Annotated in this window: 25 protein-coding genes and 1 pseudogene; 17 read left to right on the top strand and 9 right to left on the bottom strand. The window is 69.5% G+C overall.

Annotated features, from left to right (window positions below; translation table 11 throughout):
- Positions 1-3 precede the first annotated feature (3 nt).
- Positions 4-828 carry a siderophore-interacting protein gene (locus tag ACIO3R_RS28390; protein ID WP_402109778.1) on the top strand — a complete coding sequence of 275 codons (825 nt, stop codon included), beginning with the start codon at positions 4-6 and terminating at the stop codon, positions 826-828.
- Between the two features lie 255 nt (positions 829-1083).
- Here the strand turns inward: ACIO3R_RS28390 and ACIO3R_RS28385 are convergent, their stop codons facing one another.
- The 3 genes from ACIO3R_RS28385 to ACIO3R_RS28375 form a co-directional block, all read right to left on the bottom strand.
- The gene (locus tag ACIO3R_RS28385) at positions 1084-1593 is read right to left on the bottom strand and encodes a hypothetical protein (protein ID WP_385028368.1); all 510 of its coding nucleotides are present in this window, start codon (positions 1591-1593) and stop codon (positions 1084-1086) included.
- A 183-nt stretch (positions 1594-1776) separates the two neighbouring features.
- Complete coding sequence (locus ACIO3R_RS28380) at positions 1777-3411, bottom strand: MFS transporter (protein ID WP_402109774.1); 1635 nt, start codon at positions 3409-3411, stop codon at positions 1777-1779.
- A 249-nt stretch (positions 3412-3660) separates the two neighbouring features.
- Complete coding sequence (locus ACIO3R_RS28375) at positions 3661-4437, bottom strand: IclR family transcriptional regulator (RefSeq protein ID WP_385028362.1); 777 nt, start codon at positions 4435-4437, stop codon at positions 3661-3663.
- Positions 4438-4567: 130 nt separating this feature from the next.
- Here ACIO3R_RS28375 and ACIO3R_RS28370 point away from each other — a divergent pair, with 130 nt between their 5' ends.
- The 15 genes from ACIO3R_RS28370 (at position 4568) to ACIO3R_RS28300 (ending at position 19517) form a co-directional block, all read left to right on the top strand.
- Positions 4568-5737, top strand: a complete 1170-nt coding sequence (locus tag ACIO3R_RS28370) for a cupin domain-containing protein (protein WP_402109769.1) — start codon at positions 4568-4570, stop codon at positions 5735-5737.
- Positions 5734-6582 carry a fumarylacetoacetate hydrolase family protein gene (locus tag ACIO3R_RS28365; protein ID WP_402109767.1) on the top strand — a complete coding sequence of 283 codons (849 nt, stop codon included), beginning with the start codon at positions 5734-5736 and terminating at the stop codon, positions 6580-6582. Before ACIO3R_RS28370 ends, ACIO3R_RS28365 begins: the two co-directional genes overlap by 4 nt.
- Positions 6582-7289 (top strand): maleylpyruvate isomerase family mycothiol-dependent enzyme, encoded by a 708-nt coding sequence (locus ACIO3R_RS28360; RefSeq protein WP_402109764.1) that lies wholly within the window; start codon positions 6582-6584, stop codon positions 7287-7289. Before ACIO3R_RS28365 ends, ACIO3R_RS28360 begins: the two co-directional genes overlap by 1 nt.
- Positions 7290-7383: 94 nt before the next feature.
- Complete coding sequence (locus ACIO3R_RS28355) at positions 7384-8700, top strand: FAD-dependent oxidoreductase (RefSeq protein WP_385028350.1); 1317 nt, start codon at positions 7384-7386, stop codon at positions 8698-8700.
- Entirely contained in the window at positions 8697-9890 is a 1194-nt protein-coding gene (locus tag ACIO3R_RS28350) for a thiolase family protein (RefSeq protein WP_385028347.1), read from the top strand. The genes ACIO3R_RS28355 and ACIO3R_RS28350 overlap by 4 nt, the downstream gene beginning before the upstream one ends.
- Positions 9887-10582, top strand: a complete 696-nt coding sequence (locus tag ACIO3R_RS28345; RefSeq protein WP_402109760.1) for a 3-oxoacid CoA-transferase subunit A — start codon at positions 9887-9889, stop codon at positions 10580-10582. The genes ACIO3R_RS28350 and ACIO3R_RS28345 overlap by 4 nt, the downstream gene beginning before the upstream one ends.
- The gene (locus ACIO3R_RS28340; protein WP_402109757.1) at positions 10582-11283 is read left to right on the top strand and encodes a 3-oxoacid CoA-transferase subunit B; all 702 of its coding nucleotides are present in this window, start codon (positions 10582-10584) and stop codon (positions 11281-11283) included. The genes ACIO3R_RS28345 and ACIO3R_RS28340 overlap by 1 nt, the downstream gene beginning before the upstream one ends.
- Positions 11284-11378: 95 nt before the next feature.
- Positions 11379-11987, top strand: coding sequence for a TetR/AcrR family transcriptional regulator (locus tag ACIO3R_RS28335; protein ID WP_385028338.1), 609 nt, complete (start codon positions 11379-11381; stop codon positions 11985-11987).
- Between the two features lie 18 nt (positions 11988-12005).
- Complete coding sequence (locus tag ACIO3R_RS28330; RefSeq protein WP_402109754.1) at positions 12006-12242, top strand: hypothetical protein; 237 nt, start codon at positions 12006-12008, stop codon at positions 12240-12242.
- A 504-nt stretch (positions 12243-12746) separates the two neighbouring features.
- Positions 12747-13721 carry a phosphotriesterase gene (locus tag ACIO3R_RS28325; RefSeq protein WP_385028335.1) on the top strand — a complete coding sequence of 325 codons (975 nt, stop codon included), beginning with the start codon at positions 12747-12749 and terminating at the stop codon, positions 13719-13721.
- Positions 13722-13771: 50 nt separating this feature from the next.
- Positions 13772-14725: a phosphotriesterase gene (locus ACIO3R_RS28320; protein ID WP_402109751.1), complete on the top strand. Its 954-nt coding sequence runs from the start codon at positions 13772-13774 to the stop codon at positions 14723-14725.
- Positions 14726-14736: 11 nt separating this feature from the next.
- Positions 14737-15852 carry an FAD-dependent oxidoreductase gene (locus ACIO3R_RS28315; RefSeq protein WP_402109748.1) on the top strand — a complete coding sequence of 372 codons (1116 nt, stop codon included), beginning with the start codon at positions 14737-14739 and terminating at the stop codon, positions 15850-15852.
- A 4-nt stretch (positions 15853-15856) separates the two neighbouring features.
- On the top strand, positions 15857-16780 hold the full coding sequence (locus tag ACIO3R_RS28310; protein WP_402109746.1) for an alpha/beta hydrolase: 924 nt from the start codon (positions 15857-15859) through the stop codon (positions 16778-16780).
- 41 nt (positions 16781-16821) lie between these two features.
- Complete coding sequence (locus ACIO3R_RS28305) at positions 16822-17763, top strand: MBL fold metallo-hydrolase (RefSeq protein WP_402109743.1); 942 nt, start codon at positions 16822-16824, stop codon at positions 17761-17763.
- Between the two features lie 17 nt (positions 17764-17780).
- Complete coding sequence (locus tag ACIO3R_RS28300; protein ID WP_402109739.1) at positions 17781-19517, top strand: CocE/NonD family hydrolase; 1737 nt, start codon at positions 17781-17783, stop codon at positions 19515-19517.
- 454 nt (positions 19518-19971) lie between these two features.
- Here ACIO3R_RS28300 and ACIO3R_RS28295 read toward each other — a convergent pair whose 3' ends face one another.
- A complete protein-coding gene (locus ACIO3R_RS28295) occupies positions 19972-20703 on the bottom strand; it encodes an SDR family oxidoreductase (protein ID WP_402109737.1) in 732 nt (243 codons plus the stop codon).
- A gap of 95 nt (positions 20704-20798) precedes the next feature.
- On the opposite strand from ACIO3R_RS28295, the gene ACIO3R_RS28290 reads away from it, so the two are divergent.
- Positions 20799-21647 (top strand): LysR family transcriptional regulator, encoded by an 849-nt coding sequence (locus ACIO3R_RS28290; protein WP_402109735.1) that lies wholly within the window; start codon positions 20799-20801, stop codon positions 21645-21647.
- A gap of 168 nt (positions 21648-21815) precedes the next feature.
- Here the strand turns inward: ACIO3R_RS28290 and ACIO3R_RS28285 are convergent, their stop codons facing one another.
- The 5 genes and pseudogenes from ACIO3R_RS28285 to ACIO3R_RS28265 form a co-directional block, all read right to left on the bottom strand.
- Positions 21816-22781 carry a trypsin-like serine protease gene (locus ACIO3R_RS28285; RefSeq protein ID WP_402109733.1) on the bottom strand — a complete coding sequence of 322 codons (966 nt, stop codon included), beginning with the start codon at positions 22779-22781 and terminating at the stop codon, positions 21816-21818.
- Between the two features lie 1189 nt (positions 22782-23970).
- Positions 23971-24270 (bottom strand): annotated as a pseudogene (locus ACIO3R_RS28280) (transposase); the annotation flags it as partial.
- 150 nt (positions 24271-24420) lie between these two features.
- Complete coding sequence (locus ACIO3R_RS28275) at positions 24421-24576, bottom strand: hypothetical protein (RefSeq protein WP_385028304.1); 156 nt, start codon at positions 24574-24576, stop codon at positions 24421-24423.
- Between the two features lie 546 nt (positions 24577-25122).
- A complete protein-coding gene (locus ACIO3R_RS28270; RefSeq protein WP_402109730.1) occupies positions 25123-25830 on the bottom strand; it encodes a DUF4232 domain-containing protein in 708 nt (235 codons plus the stop codon).
- 258 nt (positions 25831-26088) lie between these two features.
- Entirely contained in the window at positions 26089-26670 is a 582-nt protein-coding gene (locus ACIO3R_RS28265; protein WP_385028299.1) for a TetR/AcrR family transcriptional regulator, read from the bottom strand.
- Positions 26671-26777 lie beyond the last annotated feature (107 nt).

Below are 26777 nucleotides of genomic sequence, written 5' to 3'. Positions count from 1 at the left end.
CTCTTGTCCCTCTCCCCGGACTACGGCCGTCCCCGGCCCCAAGGCCGTCCCGGTGGCCCACGCCGCCGGCCGCCGCGCCACGTCGAGGTCGTCGACGTCCAGCCGCTGAACCCTCGGATGGTGGCGGTGGTGTTCGCCGGCGAGTCCCTCGCCGACTTCGCCGAGCCCGCCCCGACGGCGCACATCAAGCTCTTCCTGCCGGACGCAGAGGGCAACGTCGCGCGGCCGGTTGTCGGCCCGGACGGCCGCCTCGAATGGCCCGACGGCCGACCGACGATGCGGACGTACACACCCCGGCGCTTCGATGCCGAGGCCGGCACCCTCGAGGTCTGGTTCGTGTCGCACGGCGATGGGCCGGCCGCGCGGTGGGCCGCGCGGGCCGAGCCCGGCAGCCGTGCCGCCATCGGCGGACCGGCCGGCCGCTTCTCCGTCGATCCGACGGCGACCTCATGGTGGATCGGCGGCGACGAGAGCGCCCTTCCCGCGATCGCCACTCTGCTCGAAGCGCTGCCGGACGACGTCACCGGTCAGGTGCACCTGGAGGCCGAGGGCCCCGAGGTTCGCGTCGGCCTGCCGGCGCATACGGGTGTCGAGGTGACCTGGCACCAACGGGTGGGCGAGCCGGGCGCCGCCCTCGTCGACGCGCTCCACCGAGATGGCCTCGGGGACGACACGCACGTCTGGATCGCCTGCGAGGCGTCGGCGGTCCGCAAGGCCCGCTCGTACCTCCTCGGCGACCGGGTGTTGCCGCGCACGCGGGCAACGACGCGTGGCTACTGGGCCGTGGGCGAGGCCAACCACCCCGACCACGACTTCGGCGAGGACTGACGGACGTGCCCGTCGTGGGCCGGACGGCGCTCCGGCCCGGGGCATGCCGTTCCGATACCGGGGAAGCAGCCTGCGAACCGCGGAGATCTTGACGTTCGGATCACCGGCGGATCTTGGCCTCCTGCCGCGGGGGCTGGCTTGCCGGCTCGGGCCGGAGTGCCGCGGCCGTCATCGCTCGCCCTCGTTCCCGAAAGGGCGATGTCGGTGCGGACCCCCCTCCCGACCAGCACGACGCTCTCGTGCCGGGTGCGGCTGTCAGGCCGCTGCGAGAGCGGCGCGGGCGTCGACGCGCTGGTGATGGCGGCGCATGACCTGCCGGGCGACCGGCTGGGCGAGCAGCGCCTCGATGAGGAACGCGATGGTGCAGTTCCGCGGCCACAGATGCGCGAACTGCTCAAGGGGCTCGGTCGAGACCTGCCGCGTGCCGATCCACGTGCCGACCACCGTCATCACGAGGGAGATCAGCAGCACGCTGCACAGGGCGTTCAAGATCATATGGGCGCGGAAGCTGTCGTCCGGGCGCACGAGTCGCGAGGTGAGCAACTGGGCGGGCTTCATCGTCAGCAGCACGACGGCCACGACCGCGACCAGCAGGACCGGCATCACCCGCAGCAGATCGGTCCACATGGCCACGGTGAAGCCGGCGGTCAGGCCGCCGATCGCCACCGGGATGGTGTTCACCGAGATCACGGCGATGACCAGCATGAACGTTACGGATTCTTTCGGGTTGCGCGGCAGGTGTGTGTGAAAGGGGTTGTCGCTCACAGTGCGGCTCCTCGTTGCTTGATACGGAGACCGGCAATAAAAAAACAGCGCCCGTCGCCCGAGCTGACTCGGGAGACGGGCGCTGTTTCGAAGTGCTTGTACGCGCCGGACTTCGCAGCAAATAATACAGGCCCGCAGCATCTGTCGCGGACGAGGACGGCGACGTGCGGCCTTTGCTCATTCCTATGGCAGGGCTCGGACCCCGAGGCTTGCGGAGCTGATCGAGGAGTCGGCCGGGGGCTCGGCGTCGGGGGAGCGGAGGGGGCGGACGCCGATCATGCCGACCGCTGTCAGGACCGCTGCCAGGGCAGCGGCGATACCGCAGATGAGGAACGCGTTGCTGAAGCCGGTGCCCAGTGCGTTGAGGGCGAGATCGTGTGCTGCCGAGCCGGGGGCGCCGGGGGGCAGACTGTTCACGGCGATGGGCCCTCCCTCTGCGGCGATGCCGCGCGCGGCCCCCAGCTGGTCCGCCGGGAGGTTCGCGTCCTGCAGGTTCGACGAGAACGCTGTTCCCGCCCGGCTCAGGGCGACCGCGCCGACGACGATGGGGCCGAGGGCGAAGCCGAGGTCGCGGAGCATGTTGGTCGTGGCGCTTGCCATGCCGGCCAGCTGCGGGGGCACGCTGTCCAGCGCCACGGCTGTCACCGAGCTCACGCACAGCGCGAATCCGACGCCGATCATCAGGTGCGGTACGACGAAAGCGGTCAGGTCGAGGTCGGTGACGTCGAGGCGGGTGCTCAGGAGGCAGCCGATACTCATCAGGGCGAAGCCCGAGGTCAGCAGCCACGTCGGTGCGACCCGGTGCAGCAGGCGGGAGACGACCGGGATGAGGACGAACGCGGGCCCTTGCAGGAGCAGGAACGGGATGGCTACGCGCAGCGGGTCCTGGTGCTGTACCGGTCCGAGCCACATGCTCGTCGCGAAGCAGGCGCCGAGGAAGGCGAGCATGCCGATCACGGCGACGACGGACGACACGGTGAAGGCCCGGTTCCTGAACAGGGTCAGGTCGAAGATCGGGGACTTGGCGCCGACCTCGACCAGGATGAAGCCGGCGAGGAAACAGACGCCGATGAGGGCGGACAGGATGACGGGAAGGGTGGTCCACCCCGACTCGGGTCCCTCGACGGCCGCGTACAGCACCAGGACGAGACCGATGGCGAACGTGATCTGGCCAGGTATGTCGAGCTCGCGGCCCGCGGGTGATCTGGACTCCGAGGTCAGCGAGAGTGTGAGCACCACGCTCAGTACGGCGAGCGCGACGAGCACCCAGAAGGAGCCACGCCAGGAGCCGACCTCGGCGAACACTCCGCCGAGAAGGGGTGAGAGGGCCGCGCCGGCGGAGAGGAACCCGCTCCACAGCGCGATGGCGCGGGCCCGTTCCCGCGCGTTGCGCGTGACCGACGCGAGCATGGTGAGCGAGCCGGGGAACAGGGCACCGGCCCCGAGGCCGTTGAGTGCGGCACCGACCCAGAGGACCTGCACGCTGGGCGCGACCGCGGCCACGGCGCTGCCGACGGCGACGAGGGCAGCGCCTGCGGTGATCAGCTTCTTGCGGCCGAACAGGTCGCCGAGCACGCCGAAGGTGAACTCGAAGCAGACCACGGCGATCATGAAGGCCGCGGTGATCCAGGTCAGTTGTGAGCCGTGGGTGTTCAGGTCCTGCTGGAAGAGACCGTTGAGGGAAGCCGGCAGTGCGTTGGCGACCTGCGCCACGAACACCGCACAGCTGGTGGCAGCCAGCGTCCCCGCGTAGCCCGGCATCCGGGCCGCCCCCGCGGTTGGGCCGTGGGACGTCGTCGTCCCGTTGTTGAGCGTCATTGCTTCTCCCTGGCTGGGAAGGTGAAGTGCCCCGCCGCCGGGCGGGGTGGCCCCGGCGACTGCCGGAGCGAGGAGAGGGTGAGCCGCCGCCGTACTCGAGGTGGGGGGAGGGCACAGCTGGAGTCCGGTGCGGTGCCGTGGAGGATGACATTTAGCTTTACGGCATGTCAATGAAATGTTCGTCGCTTACGGAAAATGTTCTTGTCGTAAGGTTCGGTGCGGGTGCGGGCGGTGTCCGAGGGGCGCGGATCAGTGCGCCGCGGTCAGTTCCGCCTCCAGTGCGCGTGCCGCGACGCCGAGGGCGGCGATCAGCGACCGCAGGCCGTGGGGGTCGTAGCGCACGCTGGGCATCGAGACCGACAGGCCCGCCTGGGCCTTCCCGTCCCGGCCGCGCACCGGCACCCCGACGGCGACGAGTCCGCGCTCGGAGCGCTCCTGGTTCACGGCGAATCCGTTGCGGCCGATGAGCCCCAGCTCGCTCCGCAGCTGCGCGAGGTCGGGCCGCTCCGCGGGGCGGTCGGAGAAGCGCGCCGCGGAGTAGACCTCCGCCAGTTCGGCGTCGTCGAGTTCGGAGAGGAGGAGCAGGCCGGCGGTCGTGCGGTGGGCCGGGAACACCATCCCCTCCCGGGAGCCGACCCGCAGTGCCTGCCCGCTCTCGACGCTGGCGATGAACCGGGCCGTGTCCCCCGTGCGGATGGTGAGGTTCGCGGTCTCGTCCAAGAGGTCGACCAGCCGGCGCAGATGGGGGAGCGCGGCGGCCCGCAGCCGGGACACCTGTGACTGCGAGTGCGCTGCCAGTTCGAGTACGGGGCCCGCCCGGTAGCCGCGGTTCTCGTCCTGCACGGCGAAGTCCCGGTAGACGAGCATCGCCAGGAGCCGGTGGGCCGTGGACCGGGCCACCCCAAGCCGCTCGGCGATCTGCGAGACGGTCGCCCCGCCCTCCATCTGCAGCATGGTCGCCACCCTCAGGGCATGGTCGACGCTCGCGATGGGATACGGCGGCGGCGTCTTGAGCGGCTTGTCCACGGGGCCTCCTGGTGCGCCTTCCGGCCGGTGTCCGGTACGGCTTCGCTCTGACGGGCCTCGCGGTCCCATGTGCGGTTCTGCTCTCCAGAATCTACATGTCTTGTGTGCGAAACCAGCGCACTCTGAGCCCGTGACTCAGTCCTCCCTCACTCAAGACATCGCCACGGGCTCCCCCGTCCGGCTGCGGGCCGTTTCCACAGCGGGCCAGCCCGAGGTCACCCCGGCGCTCGAAGAGCTGTACCGGGGCTTCGAACAGGAACTCCTCGTCCCGCTGTGGACCGAGATCGGTGACCTGATGCCGGCGCATCCGCGTTCGCGTGCGGTCCCGCACCTCTGGCGCTGGGAACAGCTACGGGCCCTGGCCGCGCAGGCCGGAGAGATCGTCCCGGTCGGCCGTGGCGGCGAGCGCCGCGCCATCGCGCTGGCCAATCCCTCGCTGGGCGGCCGACCGTTCGCCACGCCCACCCTGTGGGCCGCCATCCAGTACCTCATGCCGGGGGAGGACGCCCCCGAGCACCGCCACACCCAGCACGCGTTCCGGTTCGTTGTCGAGGGCGAGGGCGTGTGGACGGTCGTCGGCGGTGACCCGGTGGCCATGCGGCGCGGCGACTTCCTGCCGCAGGCCGGGTGGAACATGCACGCGCACCACAACGCCACCACCGAGCCGATGGCCTGGATCGACGGTCTCGACATCCCGTTCCAGTACGCCGGCGAGACCCAGTTCTTCGAGTTCGGCCGGGACGGGATCGGCGAGGCCGAGCGCAGCACCCCGGACCGCTCGCGCGCCGAGCGCCTGTGGGGGCACCCCGGCCTGCGCCCGGTCGCGGCCGTGGCATCACTTCCCGGCACGCCCCTGCTGGCGTACCGCTGGGAGCACACCGACCGGGCCCTGAGCGATCAGCTCGCCCTGGAGTCGGAGGGCTTCGCCGGCACCGTCGAGCCCGGCCACGCCGCCATCCGGTTCACTGACCCGGCGACCGCTGCCGACGTGCTGCCCACCATCCGCGCCGAGATGCACCGCGTCGCGCGCGGCACCGAGACCGCACCGGTTCGAGAGACCGGCTCATCGGTCTACCAGGTCTTCGACGGCTCCGGCACCGTCACCGTCGGGGACACGTCCTGGACCGTGACGCGCGGCGATCTGTTCGTCGTCCCCTCCTGGCAGCCGCTGTCCGTGCGCTCCGAGGCGGGCGCCACGGACTCCGACTCCGGAGCCCTGGACCTGTTCCGATTCAGTGACTCCCCGATCTTCGAGGCCCTCCGGCTCGACCGTACCCATGTGGAAGGAACCACCCGATGAAGCTCGCCACCCTCCGTACCGGCACCACCACCAGGGCTGTCCGGCTCGACGGTGACGTCCTGATCGACCTCGGGGTCCCGGACGTGGGCAGCCTGCTGGGACAGGACGGCTGGGCCGAGCGCGCCGCCGTGGCCACCGCCGGGAACGCCGAGACGTACGCGGCCGAAGGCGCCGGGTACGCGCCCGTGGTCCCGCAGCCCTCGAAGGTGATCTGCGTCGGACTCAACTACCGCAACCACATCAAGGAGATGGGCCGGGACCTGCCGGAGCACCCCACCCTGTTCGCGAAGTTCGCCGACGCGCTGATCGGCGCCGGTGACGACATCCAGCGGCCGGAGGAGACAGGCCAGTTCGACTGGGAGGCCGAGCTCGCGGTGGTCGTCGGCAAGCGCGTGCGCCGCGCCCGGGGCGAGGAGGCCGAGCAGGCGATCGCCGGGTTCACCGTCCTGAACGACATCACCTGCCGGGACTGGCAGTTCCGCACCCGCGAGTGGTTGCAGGGCAAGATGTGGGACTCCACCACCCCGGTCGGCCCCTGCCTCGTCACCCCCGACGAACTGCCCGGCGGCGTACGCCCCGCCCTTGACATCCGGCTGACCGTGGACGGTGAGGTCATGCAGTCCGACTCCACCGCCGACCTGCTCTTCGACCCGGTCGCCCTGGTCGAGTACGTCTCGACGATCGTGCGCCTGAACCCGGGCGACATCATCGCCACCGGCACCCCGGGCGGGGTCGGGCACGCCCGCAAGCCGGGGCGCTACCTGCTGGGGGGCGAGACGGTCGTCGCCGAGATCGACGGCATCGGCCGCCTGGAGAACCGTGTCGTCAAGGAGAAGTCCGTCTGATGTCCCGCACGTTCGAGGACACTCGCCGGTGGGCGCAGCTCGGCACCACCCTGTTCGTCCGGGCGGCCGACCTCGGTGACACCGGGCTGGACGCGCCGAGCTCGCTGCCGGGCTGGACCCGCAAGCATCTGGTCGCGCATGTCGCCGCCAATGCCGACGCCCTGGGCAACCTCGTCCATTGGGCCGCCACCGGCGAGCGCACGCCGATGTACGCCTCTCCCGAGGAACGCCTCGCCGGTATCGAACGGGGCACCGGGATGCCGGCCGCCGAACTGACCGCGTGGCTGCGGCGTTCCGCGGAGGAGCTGGCCGCGTCGACGGGCTCGCTCGGTGACGAGCAGTGGCAGTTCCCGGTCGTGACGGCACAGGGCCGCACCGTGCCCGCCACCGAACTGCCCTGGATGCGCTCCCGCGAGGTGTGCGTCCACGCGGTCGACCTGGGCACCGGCCTGACCTTCGCCGACCTGCCCACCGGCTTCCTCGCCGCGCTCTGCGACGACGTCGTCGCCAAGCGCGCCAAGGACCGTGGCCCGGCGGTGGTTTTGCGGGTGACCGGCACCGGTGCCCTCTGGACCCTCCCGGGGGAGGGCGAACCGACCGTGCTCGTCGGCCCGCTCCACGAGATCGCGGCCTGTCTCACCGGGCGGCACCACGTCCTCACCACCTCGGACGGCGGGCCCGCGCCTGCCCTGGCTCCCTGGCTCTGATCACCGGGCACACCCGGACCGGCCGACCACCGGCGACCTCAGCCACCCGCTGACCTCAGCCACCCGACGACTCCTGCGACTCGAGGAAGAGACGATGAACCCTGCGACCCCTCCCACCAGCGACAAACCCGACGTGATCGTCGTCGGAGGAGGCATAGGTGGCCTCAGCGCCGCGTTCGCCCTTGCGCGGCAGGGGATGCGCGTGCGCGTCCTCGAAAGGGCCGCGGAGTTCGGCGAGGTCGGCGCCGGCATCCAGATCGCGCCCAACTGCACCCGCATCCTCGACGAGTACGCACTGCTCGACGAGGCCAAGGAGCTGGGCGTGCTCCCGGAGAACATGGTGATGCGCGACGCCCTCGACTCCCGTGAGCTGACCCGCCTCGACCTGCGGGACCTGGAGCGGCGCTACGGATTCCCGTACATGGTGATCCACCGCAGCGACCTGCACGGCCTTTTCCTGCGCGCCTGTCAGCGGGCCGGGGTGGAGCTGCTGACCGACCGGACGGTCGTCGACTACGAGCACACCGACGGCGGCGCCCGGGTCCGCCTGGAGGACGGCCGGACCGAGGAAGCGCCGGTGATCATCGCCGCCGACGGCCTGCACTCGGTGGCCCGGCGCGAACTGGTCGGAGACGACGTGGTCAGCTCCGGCTACGTCGCCTACCGCGCGGCCGTTCCGATCGACGAGGTGCGCGGCAACGGCATCGCGGAGAAGGACGTCACCGTGTACGTCGGTCCGCGCTGCCACTTCGTGCAGTACGCCCTGCGCGGCGGCGACATGTTCAACCAGGTCGCCGTGTTCGAGTCGCCGAAGGCGCTGGCCGGGAAGGACGACTGGGGCACGCCGGACGAGCTGGACGCGGCTTTCGCGGACACCTGCGACACCGTACGCAAGGGCATCCCGCTGATGTGGCGTGACCGCTGGTGGCAGATGCTCGACCGGGACCCGGTCGAGACCTGGGTGCACGGCCGGATCGCTCTGCTCGGCGACGCCGCCCACCCGCCGCTTCAGTACATGGCGCAGGGCGCGGTCATGGCGATCGAGGACGGCTGGGTCTTCGCCCAGCACGTTGCCCGCCAGGCCGCAGAGTCCACCGGAAGCGCCGGAGCGCCGGACTGGGACGCCGTACTCGCCTCCTACGAGGCGGTCCGTACCGAGCACTGCCGCCGGGTGCAGTCCACCGCCCGTGCCTGGGGCGAGCTGTGGCACCTGGACGGCGAGCAGCGGCTGCGACGTAACGCGATCATGCGCGGCCGGGACGCCCACGACTACGGCTTCACCGACTGGGTGTACGGCCCCACCGCGCTGTCCCCGGACGAGGAACCCGCGATGTTCACCGCGATCCCGCTGTCCTCGGGCCGGCTCGACGAGTCGGACGCCACCGCGTTCGCCGGAGGTGTCTCCCAGTGACCGACGCCTTCTTGTACGCGGCGGCCCGGACACCGTTCGGCCGGTTCAACGGCGCACTGGCCGGCGTGCGCCCCGACGACCTGGCGGCCAACGCGCTTGCGGGCGTACTGGCCAGGGCGCCGGACCTCGACCCGGCCGCCGTCGAGGACGTGGTGTGGGGCAATGCCAACGGCGCCGGCGAGGACAACCGCAACGTCGGCCGCATGGCAGTCCTGCTGGCCGGACTGCCGGCGAGCGTGCCCGCCACCACCGTGAACCGGTTGTGCGGCTCCAGCCTGGACGCGGCGATCATGGCCTCGCGCACCTTGGAGTCCGGTGACGCCGACATCGTCGTCGCCGGCGGTGTGGAATCCATGACCCGCGCGCCCTGGGTGCTGCCCAAACCGGACCGCGCCTACCCCGCCCGCGACGTCACGGCCGTCTCCACGACCTTGGGCTGGCGGCTGGTCAACCCCGCGATGCCGAAGGAGTGGGTCGGCTCACTGGGGGAGTGCAACGAACTGCTCCAGGAGAAGTTCTCGATCTCCCGGGAGCGGCAGGACGCGTTCGCGGCCCGCTCCCACACGCTGGCCGACCGGGCCTGGGACGACGGCTTCTACGGCGACCTGGTCGTTCCCATGGGGGAGCTCACCCGCGACGAGGGCATCCGCCCCGACACCGAGCCAGGCAGGCTGGCGGCCCTGAAGCCGTCGTTCCGCCCGGACGGGACGATCACAGCGGGCAACGCCTCCCCGCTGAGTGACGGGGCGTCGGCCGTACTGCTCGGCACCGCCGCGGCGGCCGACCGCATCGGGCTGCGGCCCCTCGCCCGGATCGCAGGCCGCGGCGCGCACGCCGTCGAGCCGCAGATGTTCGGATACGCACCTGTGGAGGCCGCTGAGAAGGCACTGCGCCGGGCCGGTATCGGCTGGGGCGACATCGGCGTGGTCGAGCTGAACGAGGCGTTCGCGGTGCAGTCGCTCGCCTGCATGGACGCCTGGGGCATCGATCCGGAGATCGTCAACACCCGGGGTGGCGCCATCGCACTCGGGCATCCGCTGGGCGCCTCGGGCGGCCGGCTGCTCGGCACCCTGGCCAAGGTGCTGATCGAGCGACGCGAACGCTGGGGTGTGGCGGCCGTCTGTATCGGCGTGGGCCAGGCCCTCGCCGTGGTCCTGGAGAACGTGACGGATGAGGTGAACCAGGGATGAGCAGGACAGTCATCGCCGCGACGGTCGACGAGGCCGTGGCGGGCATCGAGGACGGCTCGACCGTCCTGGTGGGCGGATTCGGTCTGGCAGGCATGCCGTTCGACCTCATCGACGCCCTGATCCGGCACGGCGCCGGTGACCTGACCGTGGTGTCCAACAACGCCGGCAACGGGGATGTCGGCCTGGCGGCGCTGCTGAAGGCGGGCCGGGTGCGCAAGGTGATCTGCTCCTTCCCCCGGCAGAGCGACTCTCACGTCTTCGACGAGCTGTACCGGGCCGGCCGCGTCGATCTGGAGGTTGTGCCGCAGGGCACACTGGCCGAGCGGATGCGGGCCGCCGGGGCGGGTATCGGCGCGTTCTACAGCCCCGTCGGTGCCGGCACTCCGCTGGCGGAGGGCAAGGAGACCCGCGAGATCGACGGCCGGGCCCACGTGCTGGAGTACCCGATCAAAGGGGACGTCGCCCTGATCTCGGCGCTCCGTGCCGACACCATGGGCAACCTCGTCTACCGCAAGACCGCCCGGAACTTCGGCCCCGTCATGGCCACCGCGGCCACGACGGTAGTCGCCCAGGTCACCGAGATCGTGCCCGTCGGGGAGATCGACCCGGAGACCGTGGTCACGCCGGGCATCTACGTCGACCGTCTCGTACGGGCCGAGGCCCGACGACTCACCGTGCAGGGAGCCCGCTGATGACGGCCACGAACACCACACCCGGCACGGGCCCGGTGGAGCACACTCACCGAGGCCCGCTCACCACCGACGAACTCGCGGCCCGCATCGCCCAGGACATTCCGGCCGGTGCCTATGTCAACCTCGGCATCGGGCAGCCGACCAGGATCGCCGAGTACCTGCCCACGGACGCGGGAATCGTGCTGCACACCGAGAACGGCATGCTCGGCATGGGTCCGGCCGCGGTGGGCGACGAGGTGGACCCCGACCTCACGAACGCCGGAAAGGTACCGGTCACCGAGCTGCCAGGGGCGGCGTACTTTCACCACGCCGACTCGTTCGCGATGATGCGGGGCGGCCACCTCGACGTGTGCGTCCTCGGGGCGTTCCAGGTCTCGCAACACGGCGACCTGGCCAACTGGCACACCGGAGACCCCGACGCCATCCCCGCCGTGGGCGGTGCGATGGATCTCGCCGTCGGAGCGCGCCAGGTCCTGGTGATGATGAAGCTGTTCACCCGGGACGGCGCCGCCAAGCTCGTGCCCGCGTGTACGTACCCGCTCACCGGCCCCGCCTGCGTCGGCCTCGTCTACACCGACTACGGCGTCTTCGTCCCCGGACCGGGCGGGGTCCGAGTCCTGGAGACGTACGGCATCACGGTCGCTGAACTGCGAGAACGACTCTCCGTCGGCCTGCTCCCGCGAGCTACCGGGGGACGCTGACCTATTGGTTTACTTCACGTACGAACTCGATACGTCATGTATTGGATCAATGCGGTATGCATGTTCGACATGCAGGGGCGCGTTAGGATCCAGCCATGGCGAACCTTCGTGAGCAGCAGAAGCAGATGACGCGTCGGCTGCTGCTGGAGGCAGGACTTGAGCTGTTCAAGGCGAAGGGGTACGCCGCCACCACGGTCGACGACATCGCGACCGCGGCGGGCACCACGCGAGTGACCTTCTACGCGTACTTCCCCTCCCGCAGCGAACTCATGAAGGCACTTATCGACGAGCAGCTCAATGAGGCGCTGCAACGCGTCGGCTCTCCCGAGCACGGCTCGACGGCGCAGGACCTTGTCGCCACGGTCGCCGACGGGACGCCGGAGGCGATCATGGCGTGGCTCCGGCGCACCGCCGACAGCTGGCCGGCCATCCACCCCATCATCCGGGTCGGCCGGCATGCCGCGGTGGTCGATCCGGAACTCACCGACCTGGTCGAGCGATGGATGGGGGAGGCCATCAGCGACATCGAGGACGGACTGGCGATGGCTGGGCGCCTGGAGCCGTATCAACGCCACTTCCGGGGTGTTCTTGCGATGGCCCAGCTCGACTTCGTCGCCCAGAACTGGGACGGCTCCGACTGGAAGCTCACGCGTGACCAGATGCTCGATGAGCTCAGCACCAGCTGGGTACGGCTGCTGACCTGAGCGCCGCCGGCGTCGGAGTTGCGCCGCGGCGTCGCACAGCAGCGCCCGGAGCCGTGCGATGAAGTACTGATCGGCGCGTCGGGGATTCCGGACGACGTCGACCCCGAGCCCGGGGAGCGGGAACTCCTCGATCCGCAGGTCGGCGAGCGTCCGCATGGTGGCGGCCACTTGGTGGCGAAGGAGAGCGACGCCGCCCGCGCGTGCGACCAGGAAGGCGCCGGCGGAAAGTCGGAGATCAACAGGCCGACGCGGTAGGTGACGATGTGGGGCGCCTGCCGTAGGGCACTGCGCAGCGGCGCTATCAGTTCCGGAGCGCGCGGGTCGGCGTGACTCCCGTCCCTTGCCGGACGACGAGGCCGTCACCCGGCAGACGCCGCAATGCCGTGCGGGCGCAGCTCATCGCGGGCCGTGGCAGACCGGCCCGCTCCGCGCCTTGGCCACCGAACCCTCCCGAAACCGGAGCTCCGGCGCATCCTCGCCGTGAACAAGTGCCCTTGCGACGGCCTTCGCCCGCTCGATCGCACTGCTCCAGAGGGGAAGCCTGCGCAGGCCCTGCGCGGGCGGCGCATGGTGCCTCGCGCGGAGGCCGGCCCCCGGCCTCCGCGCTCGCCGAGAGGCCGGCCCGGAGTGCTCGCGACACTCTAAGTCCATTGTTTTTTCTGTGTGTTCATTTCGTTGACGCCGTGTAAACCGAATGGCTAATGTGGCTCCAGCCACAGGGGTGCAGTGCTGTACCCCCCCGGACATGTGAGGGCAGGCATGAGCGTCAAGAGCAACACGGTGAACACCGTTCTGGGACCGGTGCCGACCGGGGAACTGGGCGTCGTCTCGGTCCATGAGGCACTGCTGTCGGTGGTGCCTGGCGCTGAGTACGCCTTCGACATCACCTTCGACCGCGTGGAGATCTTCGAGGTCCTCGTCGCGAAGCTGAAGGATTTCCGCGCCCATGGCGGCGGCACGATCGTCGACAGCACCGGCATGTTCCACGGCCGGGACGTCCGGCTGTACGAGGCCCTCTCCCGCACGACCGGCGTACACATCGTCGCCTCGACAGGGCAGGGGCCGGAGGAGCTGCTGGGCGGTTACTTCCTCACGCCGCAGACGAACCCGCCGACGCCGTGGCCGGCCGAGAAGTTCGCCGACCTCTTCACCAAGGAGGTCACGGAGGGGATGGTGGTCCCGCGCGTGGAGCGACGCGGCGCCGCCGGCCTGGTCGCCACCGTCGCCACCCCAGAAGGCATGACCGCGACCGACGAGAGTCTGGTCCGCGGTGCGGCCCGGACCGCCCTCAGCACGGGTGTCGCGGTCTCCGTCCGCTACGGGAGCGACGCCGTCCACGACCTCGACGTCGCCCTGGACGAGAAGCTGCCGGCCGACCGCGTCGTCGTCGCCGGACTCGACCGCAAGAACGCCGTCACCGCCGGTGCGCCCCTGGACATCGCCCGCCGCGGCGCCTACGTCGCACTCGACCACGTCGGCGTGGAGGACGAGGCGCACATCACCGATGCCGAGCGGGCCACCCTGGTCGCCGACCTCGTGAGGGCAGGCTCCGGCAACCGGATCCTGCTGTCGAGCAACGCCACCGGTGTGGCGAAGGGCCACCCCGGCAACGGCCTGCCGTACAGCTACATCCTGACCGCTTTCGTCCCGCTCCTGAAGGCACAGGGCCTCAGCGACGAGGACACGCAGCGGATTCTCGTGGACAACCCGCGCGACCTGCTGTCGGTGCGCTGAGCGCACCGGCGCCCACGACCATCAAGTCTCTTCATTCAAAGGTGAGTGCTGTGTCGAGAGTGAACACGGTCCTGGGGCCGATTCCGGCCGAGGAGTTGGGCCTCGTGGCCATCCACGAGCACATTGGCTACGGCATGCCCGGCTCCGAGCTGGACACGAAGTGGTGGAAGACCCCCGAGCAGCGGTACGAGGAGACCGTCCCGAAGCTGCGCCGGTTCCATGAGCACGGCGGCGGCACGTTCGTCGACGCGACCGGGATCTGCAACGGCCGTGACGTCGACTACTACAAGTCGCTGTCCGCGAAGACCGGCGTCCACATCGTGGCCTGCACCGGCTTCGTGGGCGGCGACACCGCCCTGCCGCACTTCGCTCGGGCCGGTGTGGAGTACCTCACCCGGCAGTTCGTCCACGAGATCACCGTCGGCATCGGCGGCACCGGCAGCCTCGCGGGCGTCATCAAGGTCGGGGTGAGCCGCGGCGGCCGTATGACGGACCTGGACAAGCGCATCTACCGCGCCGCCGCCCGTGCCTCGCTCACCACAGGCGTGCCGATCCTGACCCACCTCGCGATCGATGCCGAGAACGCGATCGCGATCTTCGACGAAGAGGACCTTCCCCTGGACCGCGTCCTGTTCGGGCACGTCGACGACGGCGTGAACGCCGACAAGACGCGCGACATCTGGATCGCGGAGCAGGGCGGCCGCATCGGCTTCGACACCTTCGGCTACGAGACCGAGCTCTCGGACCCGCCGTTCTGGGCCCGCCCCCGCAAGGAGCGGCTGGACCACTTCCTCCGGTTCATCGGCGACGGCCGGCTGCACCAGGTCCTCGCCTCCGCCGACGCCAACTGCAGCCCACTGGGCTGGCCGGGCGTGAAGGGCCACACCGTCAACTACATCTTCGACGACCTGATCCCCGATCTCCGCGCCGCCGGTCTCGACGAGGCCATGATCAAGACGATCTTCGTCGACAACCCGGCCGACTTCCTGACCATCCAGAAGTAGAGAGAACCCCTATGCAGCCCTCAGATCTGAAGAACCTGAAGATCGCCGTCGTCGGAGCCGGGTACGGCGGCGCTGCGGCGGCCAAGGCCCTGAGCCTGCTCGGTGCCGACGTCAACGTCTACGAGCAGGCCAACCAGATCCGGGAGGCCGGCGCCGGCATCGGCCTGCGTCCTTCCACCATGAACCGCTTCCGCGAGTGGGGGATCTTCGACGCGATAGCGAAGGTCAGCTCGCCGAGCGACCGCTTCGAAATCCTCACGCCCTCCGGTGACCCGATCGTGCAGGAGGCGTGGCCGGCCGCCGGCGACCAGGTCCACACCCACCTGATCCACCGTGGTGACTTCATCGACGCTCTCCTGGGAGTGCTCCCCGAGGGCATGGTGCACCTCGGTCACAAGCTGGAGACCGTCCAGGACAAGGGCGACGGCGCCGTTCTCACCTTCGCCAACGGCAAGACCGTCGAGGCCGACGTGGTCATCGGTGCCGACGGCATCAAGTCGGTCGTGCGCAAGGAGCTGTTCAGCGACAAGGACCCGGTGTTCTCCGGTGAGCACGCCTACCGTGCGGTCATCTCCATGGACGACGCCCACGGAATGGTCGTCGACGACAACCTGCGGATGTACATCGGCAGGGGCACGAAGATCTACCTGCTGCCGCTGCGCCACCGGGGCCAGGTGTCGTTCGACATCACCGCCCTGTGCCCGGACGGCACCTGGGCACCGCAGGTCACCAAGAACGACCTCCTGGCGACGGTGGAGGGCTTCGACGAGCGCCTCGTGAACATCACGCGCCACCTCGACCTGGCCACCGTCAACATCCGCGCCGTCTACGACATCGACCCGGTCGACACCTGGCACTCGGACTCCGTCGTCCTCATGGGCGACGCGGCCCACTCGATGCTGCACCACCAGGGCCAGGGCGCGAACTCGGCCATCGAGGACGCCGGCGCGCTCGCCGACGCGCTGAAGCAGGCGGACTCCGTGAAGGAGGCGCTCGCCCTGTTCCAGACGACCCGTAAACCGGTCACCGACGAGCTGCAGCGCATCTCGCGTCAGGGGTGGAGCGAGGGCGAGATCGATGAGGTCTTCCCCGGGCAGAAGCCCGCCGCTCTCGGATCGGAGAAGTGACGCCATGACACTGCATCCCGAGATCGCGAAGTTCGTCGCCGGTCTGCCGGCCCCGGCCGGGGGCCCGCTCGACCCGGCCGCCATGCGCGCCGGGGACGAGGCACATGTCACGCCCCTCGAACAGCGCCTGGCGCTCCGCGCGGTCGAAGACGTGACCGCGCGGACGGAGGCGGGCGAGGTACCGGTGCGGATCTACACGCCGGTCGAGGCCGACAGCTACGGCGTCCTGGTCTATTTTCACGGCGGCGCGTTCTTCCTCGGCAGCCCGGAGACGCACGACCACGTCGCGCGTTCGCTGGCCAAGGAGACCGGGTTCAAGGTCATCTCGGTGGGCTACCGCCTGGCACCCGAGGCCGCCTTCCCCGCCGGTCTCGACGACTGCTACGCGGTCACGCGCTGGGCCGCGGACGAAGGTGAGAGCCTTGCCTGGAACGGCGCGACTCTCGCCGTCGCCGGCGACAGCTCCGGCGGCAACTTCGCCGCCGCGGTCGTCGCCAAGGCCCACGACGAAGGCTTCCACCGGATCACGCACCAGATCCTCTACTACCCCTCGCTCGACCTGGACTTCAATGCCGACCGCCATGCCTCGCTGCGCGAGAACGCCGTGGGCTACGGCCTGGAGACGGCGGGGCTGAAGCCCTTCAACGCCTTCTACATCGACAGCGGCGCCGATCCCGCGGACCCCCTCGTCTCGCCGCTCAAGCGGACGGACCTCACCGGGCTGCCGCCGGCCCTCATCCTCACCGGGGAACACGACCCGCTGCGCGACGAGGGCGAGCTCTACGGCCGCCGGCTGCGCGAGGCCGGCGTGGCGGCGACCGTGACCCGGTACGAGGGCGCGGGCCACGGCTTCGTCCAGCACTTCTCCTGGATCCCGGAGTACCACCAGGTCTTCACGGAGACGCGCGACTTCCTCAACGGAAGCTGACCCGGCCGACCCGACCCACGTACGAGTTCGGAAAGAAGACCATGACGCACACAGCCGACGTCCATCCCTTGGTCTCGCCGTGGGGCCGGTTCGGTCTCTACAGCTTCTTCATCGACGCACCCGAGCCGGCCATCGTCGACACGGGGATCGCCTCCTCGCCCACCGAGGGGATGGCCCCTGCCCTGGAGGCGATCGGCCGGCGCATCGAGGACGTGCGCTGGATTTTGCTGACCCACGGTCACATCGACCACATCGGCGGGGCGCACGCCCTGTGGGAGCTCACCGGGCGACGCGCCCAGGTGGTGATCCACGAGGCCGACGCGCCGATGCTCCGATCGAGGCGGGCCCACGTCGACGAGTACCTCGCGGGAAGGGGCCGGTACCTGGGCGACCCCGAGGGGGAGGCGAAGGTGACGGCCGCCACGAATGCCGTCATCTCCGGCGAGATGGAGCCCTCCCTGCTCGTCAAGGGCGGCGAGACCATCTCCCTCGGCGGCGACGTCACCCTCTCTGTGCACTCGATCCCCGGCCACACGCCCGGATCGGTCGCCTACGCCATCGACGGCCGGCGCTCGGTGTTCGTCGGCGACGCCGTGCAGGTCCACGGGGCCGCCAACGGCTTCCCCGGCTACACGGACCCGGCCGCCTACCGCGCCGGCCTGGAGTACGTGCGTGACGAGATCCGTCCGCAGCACCTGTATCTCGGGCACCCCTACCGCCGCGCCGACGGCACGCCGTACGGCGTCGAGCTCGACGCCGCACAGGCCCAGGAGGCCATCACCCAGAGTCTCGCCATCGAAAGCCGTGTGGGCGCGGCTGCCTGCGGCTGCCTGCGGGCCGGCCTGCAGGAGACGGACTCGCCGTACTCCCCGTTCGCCCCCGCGGCCGAGGAGATCGGCTACCGGGGCGACCCCACGCTCGAGCCTTCGCCGTTCTTCACCTCGATGCACGGTTACCGCACGCAGCACGACCAGAACTCGTAGTGCAGGAGCTTCCCACCATGACTGACTTCCAGATGATCCGGGCGGGCGAGCAGACCATCGCCGTCCGCAAGGACCTCCGAGTGCCGATGCGGGACGGCGTCGAACTCGTCGTGGACACCTACCAGGGCCCGGACGACAAGCCGCGGCCGGCCCTGATCGCGATGAGTGCGTACGGCAAGGAGCTGCAGGCCCTCGCCCTCACCACCCCGCCGCAGCTGCGGCCCAGCCCCATGTGGGACGGCTGCATCGAGGCCGGGGACATCGCACGCGTCGTCAAGGAGGACTACGTACACGTCATCGGCGACATGCGCGGAACCGGTGACTCCGACGGCGTCATGATCGGCAACTACAACTTCGGCGGCGTCTCCCAGGGCCAGGACCTGTACGACCTCATCGAGTGGGTCGCCGCGCAGCCGTGGTGCGACGGCAACGTCGGCATGATCGGCATCTCCTACTTCGGCTCCATGCAGGTGCTCGCCGCCGCCGAGCGGCCCCCGCACCTCAAGGCGATCTTCGTCAGCGGCGGCCACTACGACTTCTACGAGACCACCTACCACGGCGGCGTCATGTGGTTCATGCCGCGCGCCGCCCGCGAGGGACGCGGTGGTGACTCCGGCATCGCGCACACCAACGTCAAGTCCCGCATGCAGGAGGTCCACTCTCCCGAGGAGCTGAGGAAGCTCGTCGACGAGCGGCTGAGCGATCCGGACGTGGCCGCCTGGCCGAATCTCGTCCATGTGCTCAAGTACCCGAAGAACCGCGAGTTCTGGTTCGACATCGTGATGAACCCCCTCGACGGCGACTGGTACAGAGAGCGCAACCCGATCACGCTGGCCGAGAACATCGACATCCCGGTCTACCTGCAGATCGACCAGGGACGCGGCTGGACCCTGGACGGCCACATCGAATTGTTCGACGTCCTGAAGGGTCCCAAGAAGCTGGACATCGGCTCCTATCCGCCGATGCAGTCGCGGCCCTGGGTCGAAGAGCATGACAAGATGTTCCGCTGGTACGAGTACTGGCTCAAGGGCATCGACAACGGCATCATGGACGAACCGGCCGTGAGCACCTTCGTGGAGGGCTCGCGCGAGGTGGTCACCGCGGCGCAGTGGCCGCCGAAGGACGTGGAGTACAAGCCGCTCTACCTGCGCCCGCGCCGCAAGCTCTCCTTCGAACCCGAGCCCATGAGCACCGAGCACGCCGTCCCCGACGGCTTCTACCAGGCACCGCTCACCGTGACCGACAAGGTCGAGATACTGAACTGGTCCACGGAGCCGTTCGAGGATGCCACGGAACTGATCGGCACCGGCGCCGCGCACCTCTTCGCGGAGATCGACCAGGTCGACACCAACTTCATCCTGCGCATGTGGGACGAGGCTCCCGGCGGCGGCCGGCAGCTGATCACCAGCGGTTACCTCAAGGCGTCCCACCGCGAGCTCGACGACGAGCGCACCACTGAGGGAAACCCCTACCACCCGCACACCCGCTCGGTGCCGGTGGAGCCCGGGAAGGTCGAGGAGTACGTGCTGCGGCTCTATCCGTTCGCCGCCACCTTCAAGCCGGGGCACCGCCTGGTGGTGGAGGTGTCGAACAACGAGCCGCTGGCCGACGCGCACAACGCGCTGCTGCCGCCGGACGCCTTCCACCTGCCGGTGGGCCGCCCCGTCACCCACAAGATCTACCGCGACGCCGCGCATCCCTCCCGGCTGGTGCTGCCGTTCACGACATTCACGGCAACAGACGCGACACGGTAGGGCGTGCCGGCAGGAAGGCACTCCCTCCGGGCGCACTACGGCCTCGCGTCCACAGCCCGGCTTCTCGGCCCGACGACCACGGAGCGGTCAGCAATTCGACGGGGAAGGCTGCCGGTGCCGCACACGTTCCGGACGAGGCACCGGTGCACCTCGGGGCATCGTGGCAGCGGACTGCCGCACGGCGGTCCGAGGCGGTCGAGGAACTGGTGGTCGAGGAACTGGTGGAAGACCTGGCTGGTGTGATGCGGCGTGAGCGCAGCTTTGGTTGGCTGTGCGCTCGTTTGACGCTCTGGGCGTCCGCAAGGCTACTCAGATTGCCAAGAATTGGCGCTGACCTGCGGTTGCCCGGGGTCTCACCTCTCGTGCCGATCAGCGAGTCTCTGCCCCGCCACCAGCTGTCGGTCAGGCCCTGCACTTCTGGAACCGGCTCGTAACCTCAGAGGTCCACGCACCCTCACCAGGGCACTACGCCGGCGTCCTCGAAGAACTTGCCGGTCGGGCCGTCGTCGGGCAGGGTCGCGAGTTTGATGGCGATCGCCGCGCCCTGTTCGGGGGTCCGCACGCCGCGGAAGCCGTTGAGGTCGGTCGCGACGTAGCCGGGGCAGCCGGCGTTGATCAGGATGTTCGTGCCGTTCAGCTCCCGGGCGTACTGGAGGGTGACAGCGTTCAGGAACGTCTTCGACGGCGCGTACGCCACGGCCACCGGACCCGTCGTCTGCTCAGCAGCGCTTCCCGACTGCCGGGTGAGGGAGCCGACACTGCTGGACATGTTCACGATCCGTGGCGAGGCCGAGCGGCGCAGCAGTGGCAGCATCGCGTTGGTTACGCGGATGACGCCGATCACGTTGGTCTCCACGACCGTCCGGATGACGGCGGGATCGACCAGGGTGGGCTCCTGCGGCATGCCGCCGGTGATGCCGGCGTTGTTGACGAGCACGTCGAGGTGCCCGGCCTGCTCCTCGATCAGCTGTGCGGCGGCGGTCGCGCTCGCATCGTCGGTCACGTCCAGTGGTACGCCGAACGCGTCGACGCCGGCCGCGCGCAGTCTCTCCACCGCGGCCGTGCGGCGCTCATCGTCGCGGGCGCCGACGCCGACGCTCCAGCCGAGGGCGCCCAGGCCCGCGGCGATCTCGTAACCGATTCCCTTGTTCGCGCCGGTGACCAGCGCAATCGTTCGTTCGTTCATGAGGACCATGCTGCCCTCGGAGCCCGGTGGGAGTCCAAGACCGATCGGATGGAAAACGATACCGTCAGGGTATTGATCCGGGTTACGGTGGCGAGATGGAGACCCGGGAACTGCGCTATTTCGTCGCTGTCGCTGAAGAGTTGCACTTCGGACGCGCCGCACAGAGGCTCGGGATCGCGCAGCCGCCGCTGTCACGGGCGATCCAGCAGCTCGAACGCCGGCTCGGGGCAGCGCTACTGGATCGGACCAGCCGCACGGTCACGCTTACCGAGGCCGGCGGGACGCTGTTGGTCGAGGGCCGGGCGGCCCTCGACGCGGTCGACGCCGCCGAGCGCCGGACCCGCCGGGCTGCCCTTTCTGCGACCGGCCGGCCCGGTCTGGTCCTGGTCACGAAGGCCAGCGCGTCCAGAGAGCTGCTGGCGAAACTGCTCGACGCGTATGCCGCCGAACCCGGTACGGTCGCCGTCGATGTCATCCTGTGCGGTCCGGCCGAGCAGGAACGATTCCTGCGCGAGGGCCGGGCCGACGTGGCGCTGCTGCACCGGCCGTTCGACTCGACGGCCGGGTTCGACGCAGAAGAACTCGGCACGGAGGGCCAGGTTGTGGTCCTGCCGTCCGGACATCCGCTCACCGCGCGGCCCCATGTCCGCATGGCCGATATCACCGGGCTGCCGGGCCTGCCCCTGCCACGCTGGCCCGATTCCGACGGCACCTACCCACCCGGCCCCGGCCCGGAAGTCCGCGACCACGCGCAGTTGTTGCAGCTCGTCGCACTCGGCCGTGCGTGCGCGGTCTCACCGGAGTCATGCCGAGCCGAACTGCACGGTGAGCTTGCGGCCGTGCCCGTGCTGGACGCGCCGACAGTCACCACCGTGATCGCCTGGCCGTCGCACAGCCGGTCCAGAGCCGTCGCCGACCTTGTCCGGACTGCGACACGTCTCTAGTAGTGCGTGGTCATGTCGGTGCGAGACCATCCTCCGCGCCGGTCGACCAGAACGCTCAGTGGCCGGTTGCGGCGCTCGGCCGTGCCGCGCCCATCCATAGCGGCCTGCTGCTCAGGACACGGCGGGCGCATCGCACCCGAGGCCGCCCCTGGGCCGTGCCGGTCTCGTTCAGACGGCGCGGCGGCCCTTGCGTCGGCGTACCGCGACGGCGGTACTGCCACCGGCGACGATCAGCGCGGCGGCCACACCCGTGATCGCCGCGGTGTTGTCGTTCGTACCGGTCTCGGCGAGGTCGGAGCCCCGGGGCGCGGTTGGCCGGGCGCTGTTGGTCTTGATGGTCTTGTCGATCCAGCCCACGTAGGCGGGCGCGCTGGTGTAGAGGCCGGGGCCCTGCGAGCACGGCACGTTCGGGGCACCAGGTCCTGAGGTCACCCCGATCAGCTCCCAGCGACCGTCCCGGCCCCTTTGGACCTGCGGTCCGCCGGAGTCCCCGAAGCACGCCATGGCCTTGGGCACGGTGGTGACGGTGCACAGCCTGCTCCGGTCCGCGTAGCCGGGCGCGCACTCGGACACGGCGCCCCTGCGGGTGTTCAGCTCCTGGAGCCGGTCGGGAAACCTGAACGTGGTGTCGACGGTGGTGCCGAAGCCCAGGAGCCGGGTCGGCGTGCCGGGCCGTCCGGCCTGCTCGGCGATCTTGATGGGTTGCTGGGCGACCGGACGGTCCAGACGTATCAGCGCGATGTCCTTCTTGTTGGCGACCTTGCCGTCGCCGTTCACATAGCCGGGGTGGACGAAGGTCCGGTCCATCTTCCGCACAGTGCCACCGGACTTGCGGTGGTCGCTGCCGACGCGCACGGTGCCATCCAGTTCGAGGCCGTCGCCCTTCACGCAGTGTGCCGCCGTGAGCACCCACTGCTGATCGATCAGAGACGCTCCACACGTCCCGTCGTTCAGGCCCAGCGTGGGGGCCGACTCCGGGATGGTCGCCATGAACGGGTACCTCTCGGTGGAGTCCGATCCATTGACGATGGCGCCTGCGCTGCCGGCCATGACGGTGGCGCAGGCCGCGGCGGCGAGAGTGCCGATGGCGGCGGTGCGGGCGGTACGGCGGCGCAGCGGCTTGAAGCTGAACACAGAGCGTTCCTTTTCTTGCATGGTGGATCCGTATGCATTCAGCCTCGTTGTTCGAGGTCTGCCGGACCATCCGGGCAACGGGCCGGTCGGCCGTGTGGCTAGCCCCCCTTCTGTACTGGGGAAAGCTCGCAGCCCGGAGCGTGACGGCGCGGCAGGGGAGGGCCGGTCCCACTGTGCGGAGCGCCCGCTCCGCACACGGACCGGATTCGGACCGTTGCCCGGTGCGGGAGGAGACTTCGAGGACTCAGCGGCCCGGCTCGACCGCCCGCGTACGGCGCGGGCTCGTATGACGGGGCCACCGCTTGGGTTTCTTGATCACCCTTGGGCGGATTCGGTTCCGGAGGGCTGGGAGCGAGCGGCGGCGTGCTTCGCCTCAGTGGGGGACGAGTGAGCTTGGCCGTTTGGAGTGCCGACCAGCTCGACCACACGTCATCCGTCGCGAAAAGTGCTCAGCCATGGGAGAGACGCCGGAGGTGCCCCCACGGGTCAGGGTGCGGGCGAGACCGCGGTGAGTGACACCCGCTCTCGGACCGTCTCCTGGTGCGAGCCGCTCGCCGTGCTCGTAGCCACTGCCTTCGCGCCCTCGGCAGAGCGCGGCGTTCCTGCTCGGGTGAGTAGGACAAGGGGCCAGCACTGACACGGTCTGGGCGGGATGCGGCAGCCAGACCGTCTCCAACGGAGGATCGTGGTGATCCACGGCCGTCACGTGCGCCAGGGTGGGTGGCACTCCGACCCGGCAGACGTCTCCCGCCTTGAGCTGTTCGGGCGGAGGGTCGGTGCGGAACAGCTCGGTCGCTACATCAGGCGATACGCGCCCGCCGCTGCCCGCACCGAGGGCGACGATCCCGTTCCAGTGCCCGAAATCGCCGGTGGTGTCGATTTCCCACCATGGCCATCGCACCGCCACTTCATCCCACGTGAGACCCCGCTCGACCGTGGTCGTTGTGAAGGGACAGGAAACCGACAGCACATCGCCGACCCGGAAGTCCCCCGCATCCATCATTTGGCCAGGACAAACGGGTCATCTTGGCGGTCTGCACGGGCCTGTCAAACGAGCGCTGTGACTCGGGTTGTTGAGAGCTACTCACGTGCTGTCGTGTTCGTCGTACTGGTGATGCGGCGGTTCTCGGTGTCGAAGCGGAGGAGCGGCGGAGGAGCGGAGGGAACTCCTTCCACGCGCTCTCCCGGAGCCGGACAAGCGCTTCTGTCGCCTCTTGACGATTCTCGGCTCGAAGGAGCCCTCACGGTCGCGCCGACGGGGATGTCCCGACCGCCGGCAAGACTGTCCCGACCGGGCCGACACCGGTCAGGACAGTCTTGCCGCGGGTTCCGTTTGCGACTGCTTCCGCCGTTCTTCCAGGCGGGCACGTGCTTTGTCATAGCTGAGATGGTCGGTAATCCCGCCCTCGGGAGCGGACTGCAACAGCCGCTTGGGCAGCTGCTGGAGCAGCCCTGCCTCACCGGTCAGCCAAAGGCCCTCGGTCATCGATGCATCTTTCATGGTCGGGAGATACACCGAACGTTTTATGGTCCCCCGTGGTCGCAAGAGAAGAGGGTTTCCCCGGCTGCGCGAACTCGGCCGGGGAAACCGCGTCAGTAATGCAGCCATATCGGTGAAGGGTCGTTAAGGGTGCGGATCCTAGAAATAGTGCTTGCGGCTGCCTATCTTGCGGCCGCTTGCGCCCAGGATCCACAGAACCGCACCGACCACGACCAGCACACCGCCGACGGTCGTCAGCAGCGATACACCGGCCAGCATGCCGATGATGAGCAGAATAGCGCCAAGAATAATCATTTCAGCTCCCGATCTTCATGCCTATTCGGTGCATGCGAGCCTTTGGGTCTTGCCCGGCTCGCAGCACCTCTTCCCGCCCGGCGTTACCAGAACCCGAGCGGAATCCTTGTCACCCGCAGTTGGCGGTGACTGGATTCTTGTCGTGCTCTCACCGTGTGCCCCACTCTCGGCTGCCCATGCATCGGCCGGTGCTGTGGGTCATGACGCTGTTGCCGGATTCCGGGCCGATCGCGCCGGCTGCTGTGGTTTTGGGCGGCCGCGAATGGGGCCTCTTTTCTCTGCCGGGCAGAGAGCGTCCTGGACGAACTGCCTACCGCGTGACGGAAGAGCTCCAAGAGCCGCCGGGAAGTACGGCTCCCGCTCCACGTCCCGGCCATGCTGGAACGCTGTGTTCGTCGTGTTCGTCGTGTCCGTCGTGTCCGTCGTGTTCGTCGACCGAGGCCGGGCCGCGTCCCCAGGCCTGCGAGGTCCGGCGCCGGGACGCTTGGCGTCCCCCGTGTCTGGGTGTGGCGAAGCGTTCTGCCGCTGGGCCAGGGACCACCGTGGCTACTTGGTGGTGTGGGTGGGGTAGACCTGGACGTCGGTGTAGGCGCCCTTGATCTGGCCGGCGGCGGTGGGCCACTTCAGGCTGATGGTGTGGGTCTCGTTCGGCGGAGTGACCAGGATGTTGGTCGGGGAGGCGAGGCTGTTGCCGGTGGTGTCGATGGTGTAGGCGAGGTCGAAGATCGCGGCGTCACCGGGCTTCAGGATGGTGATGCGCGGCTGGGCCGGGCCGCGCTCGATGGGGTTCGAGGTGTGGTCGGCGTCCTTGATGTCGACGCCGGCGAAGCCGGTGGCCGAGCAGGTCGTCGAACCTCGGTTGACCATGGTGATGTTGATCCGGCCGGAGGTCTGGTCGGGCGCGGCGTCGGTGGCGTCGATGGCGAGGTCCTCGGTCTTGCAGAACGTGACCTTGGTGCTGGACTTCGCGGCGCTGTTCGTGCTGCCGGTGCCCGCCTGGGTGTCCTGGTTGGCGGAGTCCGGCTTCGCGTTGTTGGCGGTCGAGTTGCCGGAGTTCGCGTTGCTGGAGTTCGCGTCGCCCCCCGACTTCGAGCCGCCGCCCGAGGACGAAGAAGACGACGAAGAAGACGACGAAGAATCGGCCGAGGAAGCGGCCGAGGAGTCCTTGCCGGAGCCGTCGCCGCTGCAGGCGGTGAGGGAGAGGGTGGCGGCGAGGCTGATGGTGGCGAGAGCGGTGATGCGGATGTGCTTCATGGTCTTCCCCCGTGAGAAGTACGGCCTGTGCGGTCGGAACTATTTGTATCTCGCACCGAGTTACAGGCGATTCTTCGTGGCGTCTCCGTTCTGTCACAGGCGTATCGGTCCAATTAGCGACCCGTATGGTCACTGATCTGTACTTTCATCGTTCATGCGCACCTTGTCGTACTGCTGGTGCCGGCGATCGAAGCCCGGTTGCTGGCGTCCGGCCCAAGTCGCGTCACCTACCGCCCCACTCGTGCTGTGGGTGCCGGCTCAGGGGCGCGGTCCGGCGCCGTGCAGCAGGGTGTCGACGATGCGGGCGGCCAGGGTGTCCGGGTCGGCGTCCGCGTCGTCGTTGCCGTGCAGGGATTCCCCGAGGAGCGCGTAGTAGACGCGGCGCACCCAGTCGAGGTCGGCTGTTGCGTCGATGAGCTTGTCCGCCTGGGCGCGTGCCAGTACGGCGGTGCAGCGGCGGGCGATGTCCTGTTGCAGGAGGGCGGCCTCGCTGTCCGGGTCGGCCGGCAACTCGAGGGCGAACGCCCAGGCGCCCTTGACCTGGAGCACGTTGGCCGTGATCCGGTGCATCGCCACCAGTGGCGGCGCGGTGTCCGGTCTGCCGTCGTCCACCGCCTGGGCGAGCTGGCGAGCCGCGGATGTGGCCAGCGCCTCGATCAGCGCCTGGCGACTGGCGAACCGCCGGTGGATCGTCGTGCGGGCCACTCCCGCGGCGGCGGCGATCTGTTCCATGGATGCGCCGGGATCCTCGGCGAGCACCTGCTCGGCTGCTGTCAGGATCGCGCGCGCGCTGCGCTCCGCGTCCGCTCGCAACGTCCGTTCCGTCTGCTTGTTGGTCACATCTCCATCAGACCACTTGCGTAGCGATATGGCACATCCATGAGGTGGTTGATTCTATAACTGCAACAACGCTGTTGCGGTTGTCGTGATTACTGCTACATTCGCTC

This window comes from Streptomyces sp. NPDC087428, from assembly GCF_044744085.1.
GTDB lineage: Bacteria > Actinomycetota > Actinomycetes > Streptomycetales > Streptomycetaceae > Streptomyces.
This window is presented reverse-complemented; position numbering and strand designations above follow the sequence as displayed.